Raw genomic sequence first — 12,981 nt, forward strand, 5'->3', positions numbered from 1 at the left:
GGCGGCCTGGGCGTCCAGCACGGCCTGGTCGGCGGCGGCCTGCGCCTGGGCGGCGGCGACCTGCTCGGCCTCGCGCTGGCTGCGGTTGGCGGCCAACTGGCCGAGCCGGTCGGTCAGCCGCCCGTCGACGAGGGCGGTCGCGGTCTGCTGGGAGCTCAGGTCGAGCTGGGCGGCGACGCCGGCGGGCTCGGCGCTGGCCTCGGCCCGGGCGTCCGGCTCGCCGCCGACGAGCACGTTGACCAGGATCGCGCCGGCGGCGGCGACGCTCAGGTACAGCGTCGGCCGGCGCAGCCCACCAGGGGGCTGGCGACGACGGGTCTGCCGGGCGGTCGGGGCGTCATCGACACCGGTCGAGAGCGTTGGCAGCACCTCGGTGGCGGGCAGCTGCTCGTCCGACGAGGACGCGGTGGCGCGACGGGACATGAAGAGAGGGGCTCCGTGGGTCTTCCGTGGCCGCCTACCGAGTCAGCTGACGGGTTCGGGCGGGAAGCGGCCCTACCCGGCCGGGCGGCTGCCCGGGCGGGATTCACCCCAGTGGTGCGGTGGGTCCCCGGTTCGCTGCGTGCAGCGACTCGGCGGCATCCGGTGCGGGCTCCCCGGGTGGGGACGAGACGTCCGACCGGACCTGACCAAGGTAGAGGCCGTGACCCGGCCGTGACAATGCCCGAGGCCGTCTTTCGTCGCCATGTGCCACGACTCGCACTCGGCGATGGGGCGGGCTTGGAGCAGAGTGACGGCTGGGACCGGTGGGACGGCGCAGGTTCAGGGGAGCCGCCACACCGTCGTCCGGCGCACTGCGCCTCCGGCGGCGTCGGGCACGTCGTACTCCGCCTGCGCGAGCAGGCCCTCCTTCGGGACGTACGCGCGCCCGGGGTCGCCCAGCAGCACGGTGGCCCCGCCCAGCCAAGCCGCACCGAGGAAGGGCAGCACCCGGGCGGTCATCTCGCGGTCGTAGCAGACGTCGCCGGCCAGGACGACGTCGATCGCCGGCAGCTCCTCGTCCAGCACGTCGCCGACCACCTCGATCCCGGTGACCCCGTTCACCTCGGCGTTGAGCCCGACCGCCGCGTGCGAGTACGGGTCGACGTCACTGGCCAGCACCCCGCTCGCCCCGGCCAGCACGGCCGCGACGGCGACCAGGCCGCTGCCGGCCCCCAGGTCCAGCACCCGGCGTCCGGCGACGAGCTCGGGGTGGTCGAGCACGTGCCGGGCCAGCGCCTGCCCGCCGGGCCAGGCGGCGGCCCAGAACGGCGGGTCCTGGCCGGCGCCGCCGCCCTCGGTCTCCATCGCCTCCCAGAGGGCGACGACGTCGTCGGCGACGTGCAGCTGCACCTCGGGGACGAGCGAGGGGCGGTCCAGCCGGGTGTGCGCCCGGAGGAAGGCCGGTGGGACGGGGTGCTGGACCGCCACGCGGGTCAGTCCTTGCGCTGGCTGCGCACGACGGTGACCGGGCACGGGGCGTGCCGGGTGACCTGGTCGCTGACCGAGCCGAGCAGCAGCCCGGCGAAGCCACCCCGCCCGCGGGCACCGACCACGAGGAGGTCGGCGTCCTGGGCGGCCTCGATCAGGGAGCGCACCGGAGCGGCGTGCACCACGTGGCAGGTGACCCCGCCGGCCCGCTCGGCGCCCAGCACGGCCCGGACGTCGGCCTCCAGGTCGGTCTGCACCGCCTGCTCGTACTCGCCGATCGGCGGGACGTAGCCCGGCTCCCAGCTGGCCGGCTGCGGCGCGGTGGCGATCCGCCAGCCGCGGACGACGTGCAGCGGCCAGGAGGCGCGCTCGGCCAGCCCGGCCGCCCACTGCAGCGCCTCCTGCGCGCAGTCCGAGCCGTCGTGCCCGACGACGACGCCACCCGCGACCACGGCACGGGTCGACACCTCACCCTCGACCCCGGCGAGCTCGGTGGCCGCCTCGTCCCGCTCGGCCGCGAGGGCTGCGTTCTCCGGCTGGGCTCCTGGCTGCTGCGTCAACGCCGTCCTCCTGTGCTCGTCTGCGTGTGCTCTGCCGGTACCCGGCACCGGACAGCTTCTCCTACCCGCCTGGTGGACGGCAGGGTCGGAGGGCCCGTCCGCCTCGTGTCGCCCGGCCCGCGGGCTCGGATCGCGCCGGAGGCCGCGCTGCTCTTGACTGATCATGGGCCGGCGCACGTCGGCAGGAGCTACTGGATCAGAGGAGGAACGGCAGCCATGGAGCACTTCACCATCGCCACCGTCGCCGAGGAGAGCGCCGACTTCCGTCGGGTGCTGTGGACCGGCGAGCACACCCAACTGGTGATCATGACGATCCCGCCGGGTGGGGAGATCGGCGAGGAGGTGCACGAGGAGATCGACCAGATCCTCACCTTCGTCAGCGGCACCGGTCAGGCCGTCGTGGGCGGGCAGAAGAAGAACGTCGCCCAGGGCGACCTTGTCGTCGTCCCCGCCGGCAAGAAGCACAACTTCCTCAACACCGGCGTGAACCCGCTGGTGCTCTACACGGTCTACGGCCCGCCGGAGCACGCCGACAAGGCCGTGCACAAGACCAAGGAAGAGGCCGACGCGCTCGAGGAGGCCGGCAAGGACGAGCCGCCGACCAGCTGATGCCGGGTCGTGCCGGTCGGGCGGGGTGGGCGGCGTGACGACGCAGCCGGGCATCTTCGCCCTCGGCACCCCCGAGCACTGCTACCTGGAGCTCGACCTCGAGCCCGGCTGCTCCGCGGCGGACCTGGTCCGCGGGGTGGCCGGGCTCATCGGTCCGCTCTGCTCCACCGGCGGGGTCGACGTGGTGGTCGGTCTCCGGCCGGAGCTGTGGGCCGAGGTCGCCCCGGACGACGCCCCGGCGGACGCCGCGAGCTGGACCGAGGACCTCGTCGGCGCCGGCCGCTACCGGATGCCGGCGACCCAGCACGACGCCTGGGTCTGGGTCGCCGAGGGCGACCGCACCGCGGTGTTCGACAACGCGCGCGCCGTGCTCGCCGCCCTGGCCGGGGTCGCCCGGGTGGGCGCGGAGGTCACCGGCTGGCTGTACCGGCACGACCGGGACCTGACCGGTTTCGTCGACGGCACCGAGAACCCGTCGCTGCTGACCGCCGCCGAGGTCGCGGCGGTGCCGGCGGGCCAGCCGGGCGCGGGGGCGAGCATCGTGCTCTACCAGGTGTGGCGGCACGACAGCGCCACCTGGGAGAGCCTGGGCGTGCACGGCCAGGAGATGATGATGGGCCGCACCAAGCCCGACAGCGTCGAGCTGCCCGAGGACGTGATGCTGCCCAGCGCGCACGTCGCCCGCACCACCGTCGAGGTGGACGGCGAGGAGAAGCCGATCTTCCGGCGCAACGTCGCCTACGGCGGGGTCACCGACCACGGGACGGCGTTCGTCGGCTTCGCCCGCGACCAGTGGCGGCTGACCGAGATGCTCCGCCGGATGGCCGGGGCGACCGACGGGGTCCGCGACGGGCTCACCGGCTACCTGACCCCGCTGACCGGCGCGTACTACACCTGCCCGTCGATCGAGGCCCTCGCCCGCTTCGCCCCGTCTGACGAGGACTGAGGACCGTCGTGCCGGAGGAACCGGAGCGGCCCGAGCCGGAGGGCGGTGACCCGGCGTGCTGGCTGGACCAGGTGTGCCCGGCCTGCGGCCGGCTGACCGAGCGGACGGCGGCAGGTCGCTGCGCCGCCTGCGGGGAGCCCTGGGACTGAGCGCCATGCCGAGGGCCCGGTGGGCCACCCGCGGAGGTCAGGCGGCTGAGCTCCTGGCGACCTGACTGCCGTACCAGCTGGTCAGCAGGTGCGCGCGGACCGAGCCGGGCAGTGCGCCCCAGCGGAGCAGCGCTGCGCGGGCCGGCAGTGCGCTGGCCGCGGCCAGCTGGCCCAGTTCGCGGACCCGCTCCGGTCGCGGGCTGTTGGGCCCGCGATCGTGCAGCCCGGCGGTGAGCTGACTGTCGAAGGCCGCGAGGATGTCGGCCTGGTGCTCCGGGTCGAACCACTGAGGGCTCCGCGCCGAGCTCGCTGCGAGGTGATGACGGATCACGACGTGCTTATCGGCCCGTTGTGCCCGCGCTGTGACTCGAACAGGGCTCACTGGCTCCCCGGAACCCCAGCCCCGCCCCTCTGGGCACACGTGTCACAGCCGCACCAGAGGTCACGCCCGCCCCTCGATCACGGACCGGGTGGAGCGCCCGGTTGACCGTCCCTCCCGCGCGGTGAGAGCAGTCAGCGACTCCACCGATCGCAGCGACCGGAGGCCAGGCGTCTCAGAAGGGTGGCGGGTCGTCGTCGTCCGGCGGCGGGCCGCCGCTGCCGAGCAGGTGGCGGACAGCTGGCGTGTGGAGGCTCGGTGGTCGGGTGGTGCGGGTGACGCCGGAGGGTGTGGTGACGGTCAGGATGCCGTCGTCGGTCATCGTGAAGCGCCATCGGGGTGCGTGTGGGTCTTGAGCCGGTGGTGTCGCCGGCACAGACAGCACAGGTTGGTGCAGTCGGTGGCCCCGCCGTCGCGGTGGGCGCGCACGTGGTCGAGGTCGGTGCGGGCGGCCGGGCGCCGGCAGCCGGGGTGCCGGCAGGTGCGGTCCCGGGCCCGGACGAAGCGGTACTGGGCGGGGGTGGGCGTGTAGCGGTCGACTGCGGGTGGCCGGTCCAGCACCGCGCATCCGCAGTCCCGGTCGGGATGGGTGCGGCAGCCGCGGCGGGCCAGCCGTTCCAGCTCCGGGCGGGTCACCGTCGCCCGCAGCGCGCCGGTGACGGGGTCGGTGAGGTCCAGTGGACCCGCCTGGTCGAGCACCGGCTGTCGGCGACCCCCGCGCCGGTCGTGCGCGCCGACCCGGTGGGGAAGGCCGCCGAGGCGGTCCGGCGCCTCGGCGGCGTCTGCGGCAGCTTCCTGGTGCACCTGGACGTCGACGTGCTCGACACCAACGACGTCCCGCTGGCCAACTTCCCGCACTCGGCGGGCCTCTCCCTCGGCGAGCTCGCCGGCGCGCTCGACGTGTTCTGCGGCAGTGACGCCTGCGCCGGGCTGGTGCTCACGGAGGTCGACCCCGACCACGACCCGGACGGCACCCTGCTCCCCCAGCTGATCGACGTGGTCGCAACGGCGTTGGCCCCCCGCGGTCAGAGACCGCCGGCCACCCGCAGCACCGCACCGGTGACGTAGCCGGCGTCCGGGCCGAGCAGCCAGGCGATCGCCGGTGCGATCTCCTCCGGCTCCCCCGGACGGCCCATCGGCACCCGGGCGGTCACCCGCTCCAGCCGACCGGCGTCGCCGGCGCCGGCGTGGATGTCGGTGCGCACCAGCCCCGGCGCCACCGCGTTGACCCGGACGCCGTCGTCCGCCAGCTCCTTCGCCAGGCCCATGGTCAGCGCGTCCACCCCGGCCTTGGCCGCCGCGTAGTGCACGTACTCGTGCGCCGAGCCCAGCGTCGCCGCGCTGGAGGAGACGGTGACGATCGCGCCGCCCGGCCCGCCCCGCCGCCGGGACATGACCTGCGCCGCCCGGCGGACGCACAGGACGACGCCCAGCAGGTTCACGTCGATCACCTGGCGGACGACGTCCACCGGGGTGTCGGCCAGGTCGCCAAGGTGGGCGGTCAGGCCGGCGTTGGCGACGAGCCCGGTGACCGGCCCCAGGTGTCCTGCGGCGGCGGCGAAGAGCGCGTCCACGTCGTCGGGGTCGGAGACGTCGGCCCGGACGGCGACCGCCCGCCCCCCGTGGGCCTGTGCTCCGCTGACCACCGCGGCGGCCTCCTCCCGCCCCGAGCGGTAGCCGACGACCACGTCGTGGCCCTGCCGGGCGAGGTGGTCGACCGTGGCGGCGCCGATGCCCCGGCTCCCGCCGGTGACCACGGTGACCGGACGACCAGCGGGCGACTGCGGAGAGGACACCCGCTGATCCTCCCCGCCCGGTGCCGGGAGACTGTCACCCCCGCCCGGCAGACTGCTCGACGTGGACAACAGCCCCGAGGCCGCCTTCCGGCGACTGCAGCCGCTGCTGGTCGAGGTGCGCGACGCACTGCTCGGCGGCCTGACCGTCAGCCGCGAGATCCACGCAGCACACGGCTGGCAGCCGGGCGCCGACCGGCACCTGGACCACCAGCTGGTCCGCCGGGAGGCGATGGAGCGGCTGCGCCCCTACGCCGAGCACGACGACCACCCGTTCGGCACGCAGCTGGAGCTGGTCGGCCCCGGCAACGAGAACCTCGGGCTCCCGATGAGCGGGTTGATCCTGCGCACCCCCACCGAGGTGCTGCGGGTGTGGCACTCCGACGACGGTGAGCTGCCGGCCGCCGACACCCAGGGCCTGCGCGACTTCTACCGGCAGGCGCCGGTCGCCCAGCAGCGCCTGCAGCTGGCGATCGACGGCGCCCCCGACCTGCGCCGGCGCGACCACCTGGCGTTGCTGTGGGCCGATGCGCGCACGCCCGGCCGGGCGCCGGAACTGGTCCGGTTCGACCTCGTCCGTCCGCGCGACTGGGCCGGGCGGCGGGTCGAGGTCGACTGGCGGGTGGGCCTGCTCGACCTGCTCGGCCGGCGCGCAGCCTGACCGGCCGGCGCCGGACACCGCGAGCGACACCCCGGCGCGCACCCCGCGCGGCACGCCCGTGAGCCCGGACACCACAATGGCCCGGTGCACAGAGGCAGGAACGTAGACCCCGGAATCGCGCGCTCGTGGCTGCTGGTCAACGGCGCCCGCACGGAGCTGTTCGACGAGGCGCACGAGTCGCGCGCCGACCAGATCGTGCTGGACATCGAGGACGCGGTCGACCCGGCCCGCAAGCCCGATGCCCGGGCCGACGTCGTCGAGTGGCTCTCCGCCCCCGGCAACCGGGCGTGGGTGCGGATCAACGACCACGCGACCCCGTTCTGGGCCGACGACGTCGCCGCGCTCGCCGGGCTGCCCGGCCTGGCCGGCGTGATGCTCGCCAAGACCGAGGCGGCGGAGCACGTCACCGAGACCTACGACCGGCTGGGCGGCTCCACCCCGGTGCTCGCGCTGGTCGAGTCGGCGCTGGGCATCGAGGAGGCCGTGCGGATCGCCTCGGCCCGCGGCGCCTTCCGGCTCGCCTTCGGCAGCGGTGACTACCGCCGCGACACCGGCACCAGCGCCGACGACCTGGCGATGGCCTACCCCCGTTCCCGCCTGGTCATCGCCAGCCGGGTCGGTGGCCTGCCCGGCCCGATCGACGGGCCCACGGTGGGCACCAGCCACCCGATCCTGCGCGAGCAGTCGGCGCTGACGGTCTCCCTGGGTCTCACCGGCAAGCTGTGCCTGCAGCTGGACCAGCTCCCGGTGATCAACGAGGTCATCAGCCCGGCACCGTCGGACGTCGCCTGGGCGCGGGACTTCCTGGCCGACTTCGACGCCCGCGGCCAGGTCATCCGCGACGGCAGCGACCTGCCCCGGCTCGGCCGGGCCCGCAAGATCGAGAAGCTCGCCACCGCGTTCGGCGTCGAGCCCTCCTGAACCCACCACGCCAGCGGCCCCCTCCCCCACCAGGGAGGGGGCCGTTCGTGTCTCAGGGCTCGCGAACGGCGACGACCACGGTGGCCGCCAGGTCGTCGTCCTCCACCACCCGGGTCGTCAGCCCGGCGGCGGTGCACGCGGCCTGCGTCGCCGGCGCCTGCTCCCGGCCCGTCTCGATGAGCAGTGCACCGCCGGGCGCCAGCCAGTCCGGCGCCCCCGCCGCCACCCGGCGCTGCACGTCCAGCCCATCGACCCCGCCGTCCAGCGCGGCCCGTGCCTCGTGGTCGCGCGCCTCCGGCGGCATCAGCGCGATCGCCTCGGTGGGCACGTAGGGCGCGTTCGCCACCAGGACGTCGACCCGCCCGCGGAGCGACTCCGGGAGCGGGTCGTACAGGTCGCCCGCGTACACCGCCCCGGACACGTTGCGCCGCGCGCAGCGGACGGCGACCGGGTCCAGGTCGGCCGCGTGCAGCTCGACCGACGGGACGACGGCCGCCACTGCCGCACCCACCGCGCCGACCCCGCAGCACAGGTCCAGGACGACCGAACCCGAGGAAGCGAGCGCGACCGCCTCCCGCACCAGCAGGCGGGTCCGCTGCCGCGGCACGAACACGCCCGGCTCGACGGCCAACCGCAGCCCGCAGAACTCCGCCCAGCCCAGCACCTGTTCCAACGGCTCGCCCGCCACCCGCCGCGCGACCAGGCCGTCGAGCTGGGCAGCCGACGCGGCCGCCGCCAACAGCAACACCGCCTCGTCCTCGGCGAACACGCAGCCCGCCGAGCGCAATCGCGCGACGACAGCAGGGTCCGGGTCGGGGGACATCAGCGGCCAGTGTGCCGCCTCGCTGACGGAACACGATCGCCCCGATACGGTGCCGCCAACGACGGCGGGCCGGAAGGGGTGGGCGTGGACCAGCGGCAGGACGGGTTCGCCGCTTTCGTGGCCGAGCACGAGCATGAGCTGCGCGGAACCGCCCTGCTCCTCACCGGCGACGCCGCCGCGGCCGACGACCTGCTGGTGGCGGCCCTGGCCCGGACCCATCGCCGCTGGCGGCGGCTCGGCGCACCGGCGGCCGCCCTGGCCGACACCCACGACGCGCTCGTCTCCGCCACGCTGGGCCGGACCCGTCTCCCCGCGACCGGCCGGGACAGCGTGCTCGCGGCGGAGCGGGAGGACCACCCGGACCACCGGTGGCTCGCAGCGCTCGCCGGGCTGGACCCGCGCCCCCGTGCTGTGGCGGTGCTCCGGCTGTACGAGGGACGGGACGAGGACGACGTCGCGACACTGCTCGGCTGCTCCCCCGCCGAGGTCGGGGCCGCCCTCGCCGATGCCCTGGCCGCCCTGGCCCCGTTGCTGGCCGGCGACCCGGTCGAGCCGGGTGAGCCGGCCCAGCCGATCGAACCGGTCGCCGTTCCCCAGCCCCCGCCGGTGGCGGCCCCGGACCCGCCGGCGACGCCTGGCCCCACGACCGACCCAGCCGACCCGTACGCGATCTACCGCCGACCGGGGACCCCGGCTCCGCTCCCGGTCCAGCGGCCGGCTCCTGCGGCGGCGCCCGCGCCGACACCTGGTCCCCTCGCCGTGCGGCCGCAGCCGGGCGACGACCCGAACGCCATCTACCGGAGGCCGACGTGACCGCGGACGTCGGCCAGGCCGTCGCCGACCGGCTGCACCGGATCGCCGAGCGCGCCCGGCCCGCCGACGACGACCGCACCGCGGCCCGCGCCGTCGCACTGGACCGGCACCGTCGCCGACGGGCCGGGAGCTGGACCGCGGGTGCGCTCGCCGTCGTGCTCCTGGGCACGGGTGCCTCGCTCGCCCGCTCGGCGGTGACGGAGCCGGCAGCGGCCCCGACACCGGCGCCGGTCACCAGCACCTACGTCGCACCCAGACCACCGGAGCTGGTCGAGGCACCGACCCGCGGCTCGCTCGCCGACGACGAGGAGTTCCTGGCCGCGATGGCGGCCGCCCCCTGGACCGGCCCGGTCGGACCGGACGGCGAGGTCGTCGACTGGGGCCTCCCCGCGCCGGAGCCCGGCACCCAGCGGGTGCTCTACGCCGCCGACGTCCCCGGCGGTGACCGCTGGGCCGTGGTGACCGCCCGTTCGGGGAAGGAGTGGATCTGGGCGTGGTTCATCGGCCCGCGCGGCGCCGAGCCCGCGGAGATGACGTTCACCAACGGCTACATGCCGCTCGGCGTCCGGGAACGGCTGGCGTTGGTGGGCGCCTCGGCGGAGACCGGCCCGCTGGTCGTGCTCGGCGAGCCGGGACTGGAGGTCGAGTACTCCCCCAGCCTGGACCGGGCGCCCAACGGTGAGCTGGTGCGTGACTTCACCCCCCTGCCGGTGGTCGACGGTGTGCCGCTGGGTGTGGTGGACATCCCCGTCACCTGGAACGCCGGCGAGGTGCGGGTCACCAGCGGCGTGGGGCAGCAGCCCGTCTACCCGGTCTTCGGGGGCCGGCCGCCGTCCTGGCCGGCGTTCCCGACCGGCCCGGTCGACGAGGCCCTCGTCGCCCCGTGCCTGGAGCAGCTCGGGCTCGACGTCCAGACCGGGTCCGGTTTGAGCTGGGAAGAGCCCGAGCAGTTGAGCAGCGCCGAGGAGGCCGCCCGGGAGCACGAGATCGCCGCCTGCTTCCGCGCGGCAGAGCCCTGAGTCGGCTCAGGGCTGCCGGTACACCGCGTCCGGGACGTCGGTGACGAACATGTGGCCCGGGGCGTGGGTGATCGCGAACGGCGGCCGGGAGGCCATCAGTGCGGCCTGCGGCGTCACCCCGCACGCCCAGAACACCGGGACGTCGCCGGCGGCGGACTCGACCGGGTCACCGAAGTCGGGGCGGGCCAGGTCGGCGATGCCGAGGGCGGCCGGTGACCCGACGTGCACCGGCGCCCCGTGCACCGCGGGCATCCGCGCGGTGACCTGCACCGCGGTGGCCACCAGGTGCCCGGGCACCGGGCGCATCGAGACCACCAGCGGCCCGGACAGCCGCCCGGCCGGCCGGCACTCCCGGTTCGTCCGGTACATCGACACGTTGCGGCCCTGCTCGATGTTGCGCACCGGCACCCCGGCGTCCAGCAGGGCGGTCTCGAAGCTGAAGCTGCAGCCGATCAGGAAGGCGACCAGGTCGTCGGTCCACAGGTCGGCCACGTCGGTGGGCTCGTCGACCAGCTCGCCGTCCCGCCAGACCCGGTAGCGCGGCAGGTCGGTGCGCAGGTCGGCGTCCGGTGCCAGCACGGTGCGGTACGACCCGGCGTCGGTGACGTCCAGCAGCGGCACCGGCTGCGGGTTGCGCTGGCCGAACAGCAGCATGTCCCAGGCCCAGTCCCGGGGCAGCACGACCAGGTTCGCCTGGGTGTGCCCGGGCGCCCAGCCCGAGGAGGGGACGGCGAGGCCGGCGCGGAACGAGGCCCGGGCGGCAGCGGGGTCCGCGGCGGGGACGAGGGTCACGGGTTCCTCCGGAGTCGGTCGCGGTGGGCCGAGCGCAGCTCGGCCTCCGAGTCGTGCAGGTAGACCTCGAGCTCCTTGGCCGCCTGCTCCACCTCCCCGGCGGTCAGCAGGTCCAGCAGCGCCCGGTTGCGGCTGACGTACGGCTCGTGCAGCCTCTGCGGCACCGCGATGGCGTGGAAGGCGAGCCGGAGCTCGGCGAGCAGCCGAGCCGTCGTCTGGTCGATCCGCCGGCTGCCGGCCAGCGCCACCAGCTGCTGGTGGAAGCGCATGTTGGCGGTGCCGGCGGCACCCCAGTCGCCGCGCCGGGCGGCGTCCTCACCGGCGGCGACGGCGTCGTGCAACGGCCGCAGCCGGACGGCGTCCAGCCCCTCCAACCGGCGGACGACGTCGCACTCGATCGTCCGCCGCAGCAGGTACAGGTCGACCAGGTCGTCCTCGTCCAGCTCGGGCACGAAGACCCCGCGGTGCAGCCGGTGCACGAGCAGGCCCTCGTGGGTGAGCAGCCGGAACGCCTCGCGCAGCGTGTTCCGGCTGACGTGCAGCACCTCGACCAACTGCTCCTCCGACAACCGGGTGCCCGGCGGCAGGTCGCCCTCGATCACCCGGGAGCGCAGCAGCTCGGCGACCCGCTCGGCGGTGCTGGAGCGGTCGAAGCTGCGCACCTCGTGCGCCACGCTGCGCAGCCAGGCGGCGTCGGTGGGCTCGGGCATGCCGACATCCTGCCGTCTCCTGATGTGTCCGCGCAGTAAATTGTCGCGCCATCCTCTTGAAGGATTGTTCTACAACTCCCTAGGTTCGTCCGCCAAGGGCGCACACCCGCTGGTGCCCCTCCCCACCCGACCCGGGAGCAGCCATGGCCGCCGAACCGCAACGCACCCCCGCCGAGCCGTCCACCGCGCCCAACGGGCGGCTCGCCTCCAGCACCCGCTCCACCCTGCTCGGCGCGATGTTCCTGATGGCCACCTCGGCCATCGGCCCCGGCTTCATCACCCAGACGACCACCTTCACCGTGCAGCTGGGCGCCGCGTTCGCCTTCGCGATCGTCATCTCGATCCTGATCGACATCGCCCTGCAGCTGAACGTCTGGCGGGTCATCGGCGTCAGCGGCCGCCGGGCCCAGGAGCTGGGCGACCTGGTCGCCCCGGGCCTCGGCTGGGTGATGGCCGCCTTCCTGCTGATCGGTGGGCTGGTGTTCAACATCGGCAACGTCAGCGGCGCGGGCCTGGGCACCAACGCCATGCTCGGGCTCGACCCCAAGCTCGGCGGGGCGCTGTCGGCGCTGATCGCCATCGGCATCTTCCTGAGCAAGCGGGCCGGGGTGGCGGTCGACCGGATCGTCGTCGTCCTCGGGCTGGTGATGATCGTGCTGACCACCTACGTCGCGATCACGTCCGGCCCGCCGGTGGGCGATGCGCTGCGCAACGTGGTCCTGCCCGAGGACATCGACATCCTGGCGATCACCACGCTGGTCGGCGGCACGATCGGCGGCTACATCGTCTACGCCGGCGCGCACCGGCTGCTCGACTCGGGCATCTCCGGCCCCGGCCGGGTCCGGGACATCACCCGCGGCTCGGTCACCGGCATCCTGATCACCGCGGTCATGCGGGTCGTGCTCTTCCTGGCGATCCTCGGCGTGGTCACCGGCGGCGCGGCGCTCGACCCGACCAACCAGGCGGCGTCGGCGTTCGAGCAGGCCGCCGGCGAGGTGGGCCTGCGGGTGTTCGGCATCGTGCTGTGGGCCGCGGCGATCACCAGCGTCATCGGCGCCTCCTACACCTCGGTGTCGTTCGTGACCTCCCGGACGAGGACGTCGGACCGCACCCGCTCGCTCCTGGTCGTCGGGTTCATCGCGTTCACCTCGCTGGTCTACGTGCTGATCGGCACCGCACCCACGACGTTGCTGGTGTTCGCCGGGGCGTTCAACGGGCTGCTGCTGCCGATCGGGATCGCCGTCCTGCTCTGGGTGGCCACCCGCCGCACCGACCTGCTCAACGGCTACCGCTACCCGCGCTGGCTGCTGGTGATCGGCTGGGTCGCCTGGCTGCTGACCCTGTACCTGGCGATCAACTCGGTCCGCCCGGTCATCGACCTGTTCGCGTGAGGGAG

General features: G+C 74.9%; 17 protein-coding genes, 1 pseudogene and 1 riboswitch. Of the genes and pseudogenes, 9 read left to right on the top strand and 9 right to left on the bottom strand.

All coding sequences use genetic code 11. The features are described 5' to 3' along the window. The 3 genes and pseudogenes from IN07_RS08675 to IN07_RS24595 all read right to left on the bottom strand — a co-directional run. Positions 1–423, bottom strand: a pseudogene (locus IN07_RS08675) (hypothetical protein); the annotation flags it as partial. A gap of 16 nt (positions 424–439) precedes the next feature. Then, a riboswitch (cyclic di-AMP (ydaO/yuaA leader) is annotated at positions 440–588 on the bottom strand. Between the two features lie 174 nt (positions 589–762). Then, complete coding sequence (locus IN07_RS08680) at positions 763–1,410, bottom strand: class I SAM-dependent methyltransferase (protein ID WP_036335219.1); 648 nt, start codon at positions 1,408–1,410, stop codon at positions 763–765. A 5-nt stretch (positions 1,411–1,415) separates the two neighbouring features. Beyond that, positions 1,416–1,970, bottom strand: a complete 555-nt coding sequence (locus IN07_RS24595) for a universal stress protein (protein ID WP_231558067.1) — start codon at positions 1,968–1,970, stop codon at positions 1,416–1,418. Between the two features lie 216 nt (positions 1,971–2,186). Here IN07_RS24595 and IN07_RS08690 point away from each other — a divergent pair, with 216 nt between their 5' ends. From IN07_RS08690 to IN07_RS25125, 3 genes are read left to right on the top strand one after another with little or no spacing between them, the layout of a single operon-like run. Continuing rightward, positions 2,187–2,579, top strand: coding sequence for a cupin domain-containing protein (locus IN07_RS08690; RefSeq protein WP_036335220.1), 393 nt, complete (start codon positions 2,187–2,189; stop codon positions 2,577–2,579). Between the two features lie 34 nt (positions 2,580–2,613). Further along, entirely contained in the window at positions 2,614–3,525 is a 912-nt protein-coding gene (locus IN07_RS08695; RefSeq protein ID WP_036335262.1) for a Dyp-type peroxidase, read from the top strand. A gap of 8 nt (positions 3,526–3,533) precedes the next feature. Next, positions 3,534–3,674 (top strand): hypothetical protein, encoded by a 141-nt coding sequence (locus tag IN07_RS25125; RefSeq protein WP_156119092.1) that lies wholly within the window; start codon positions 3,534–3,536, stop codon positions 3,672–3,674. Positions 3,675–3,711: 37 nt separating this feature from the next. On the opposite strand, the gene IN07_RS08700 is transcribed toward IN07_RS25125, so the two are convergent. Both IN07_RS08700 and IN07_RS25695 read right to left on the bottom strand, forming a co-directional pair. Next, positions 3,712–4,005 (bottom strand): hypothetical protein, encoded by a 294-nt coding sequence (locus IN07_RS08700; RefSeq protein ID WP_036335222.1) that lies wholly within the window; start codon positions 4,003–4,005, stop codon positions 3,712–3,714. 366 nt (positions 4,006–4,371) lie between these two features. Further along, positions 4,372–4,752 (bottom strand): HNH endonuclease signature motif containing protein, encoded by a 381-nt coding sequence (locus tag IN07_RS25695; protein WP_052091045.1) that lies wholly within the window; start codon positions 4,750–4,752, stop codon positions 4,372–4,374. A 27-nt stretch (positions 4,753–4,779) separates the two neighbouring features. Here IN07_RS25695 and IN07_RS08710 point away from each other — a divergent pair, with 27 nt between their 5' ends. Beyond that, positions 4,780–5,121, top strand: coding sequence for an arginase family protein (locus IN07_RS08710; RefSeq protein ID WP_052091046.1), 342 nt, complete (start codon positions 4,780–4,782; stop codon positions 5,119–5,121). On the opposite strand, the gene IN07_RS08715 is transcribed toward IN07_RS08710, so the two are convergent. Then, on the bottom strand, positions 5,079–5,849 hold the full coding sequence (locus IN07_RS08715) for an SDR family NAD(P)-dependent oxidoreductase (protein ID WP_036335225.1): 771 nt from the start codon (positions 5,847–5,849) through the stop codon (positions 5,079–5,081). The two genes, IN07_RS08710 and IN07_RS08715, sit on opposite strands and share 43 nt — an antisense overlap. Positions 5,850–5,910: 61 nt before the next feature. Between IN07_RS08715 and IN07_RS08720 the strand changes: the two genes are divergently transcribed. Continuing rightward, positions 5,911–6,507 (top strand): hypothetical protein, encoded by a 597-nt coding sequence (locus IN07_RS08720; protein ID WP_036335227.1) that lies wholly within the window; start codon positions 5,911–5,913, stop codon positions 6,505–6,507. An 84-nt stretch (positions 6,508–6,591) separates the two neighbouring features. Beyond that, positions 6,592–7,428, top strand: a complete 837-nt coding sequence (locus IN07_RS08725) for an HpcH/HpaI aldolase/citrate lyase family protein (RefSeq protein ID WP_036335229.1) — start codon at positions 6,592–6,594, stop codon at positions 7,426–7,428. A gap of 52 nt (positions 7,429–7,480) precedes the next feature. On the opposite strand, the gene IN07_RS08730 is transcribed toward IN07_RS08725, so the two are convergent. Beyond that, entirely contained in the window at positions 7,481–8,251 is a 771-nt protein-coding gene (locus IN07_RS08730; protein WP_036335265.1) for a putative protein N(5)-glutamine methyltransferase, read from the bottom strand. An 84-nt stretch (positions 8,252–8,335) separates the two neighbouring features. Between IN07_RS08730 and IN07_RS23890 the strand changes: the two genes are divergently transcribed. Continuing rightward, positions 8,336–9,064, top strand: a complete 729-nt coding sequence (locus tag IN07_RS23890) for a sigma factor-like helix-turn-helix DNA-binding protein (protein ID WP_156119095.1) — start codon at positions 8,336–8,338, stop codon at positions 9,062–9,064. Continuing rightward, positions 9,061–10,083, top strand: a complete 1,023-nt coding sequence (locus IN07_RS08740) for a hypothetical protein (RefSeq protein WP_036335231.1) — start codon at positions 9,061–9,063, stop codon at positions 10,081–10,083. Before IN07_RS23890 ends, IN07_RS08740 begins: the two co-directional genes overlap by 4 nt. 6 nt (positions 10,084–10,089) lie before the next feature. On the opposite strand, the gene IN07_RS08745 is transcribed toward IN07_RS08740, so the two are convergent. Together IN07_RS08745 and IN07_RS08750 are read right to left on the bottom strand one after the other, a co-directional pair. Further along, entirely contained in the window at positions 10,090–10,875 is a 786-nt protein-coding gene (locus IN07_RS08745; protein ID WP_036335233.1) for a putative hydro-lyase, read from the bottom strand. Then, a complete protein-coding gene (locus IN07_RS08750) occupies positions 10,872–11,585 on the bottom strand; it encodes a GntR family transcriptional regulator (protein WP_036335235.1) in 714 nt (237 codons plus the stop codon). Before IN07_RS08750 ends, IN07_RS08745 begins: the two co-directional genes overlap by 4 nt. Before the next feature lie 143 nt (positions 11,586–11,728). On the opposite strand from IN07_RS08750, the gene IN07_RS08755 reads away from it, so the two are divergent. Then, a complete protein-coding gene (locus tag IN07_RS08755; RefSeq protein WP_036335237.1) occupies positions 11,729–12,976 on the top strand; it encodes an NRAMP family divalent metal transporter in 1,248 nt (415 codons plus the stop codon). The last annotated feature ends 5 nt before the right edge of the window (positions 12,977–12,981 follow it).

It is taken from the genome of Modestobacter caceresii (assembly GCF_000761485.1).
GTDB lineage: Bacteria > Actinomycetota > Actinomycetes > Mycobacteriales > Geodermatophilaceae > Modestobacter > Modestobacter caceresii.

What these genes read in the sequence shown, in the direction of transcription:
- IN07_RS08690 (WP_036335220.1), top strand. Translation starts at nt 2,187, where the DNA reads ATGGAGCACTTCACCATCGCCACCGTCGCCGAGGAGAGCGCCGACTTC.
- IN07_RS08730 (WP_036335265.1), bottom strand. Translation starts at nt 8,251, where the DNA reads ATGTCCCCCGACCCGGACCCTGCTGTCGTCGCGCGATTGCGCTCGGCG.
- IN07_RS08750 (WP_036335235.1), bottom strand. Translation starts at nt 11,585, where the DNA reads ATGCCCGAGCCCACCGACGCCGCCTGGCTGCGCAGCGTGGCGCACGAG.
- IN07_RS08755 (WP_036335237.1), top strand. Translation starts at nt 11,729, where the DNA reads ATGGCCGCCGAACCGCAACGCACCCCCGCCGAGCCGTCCACCGCGCCC.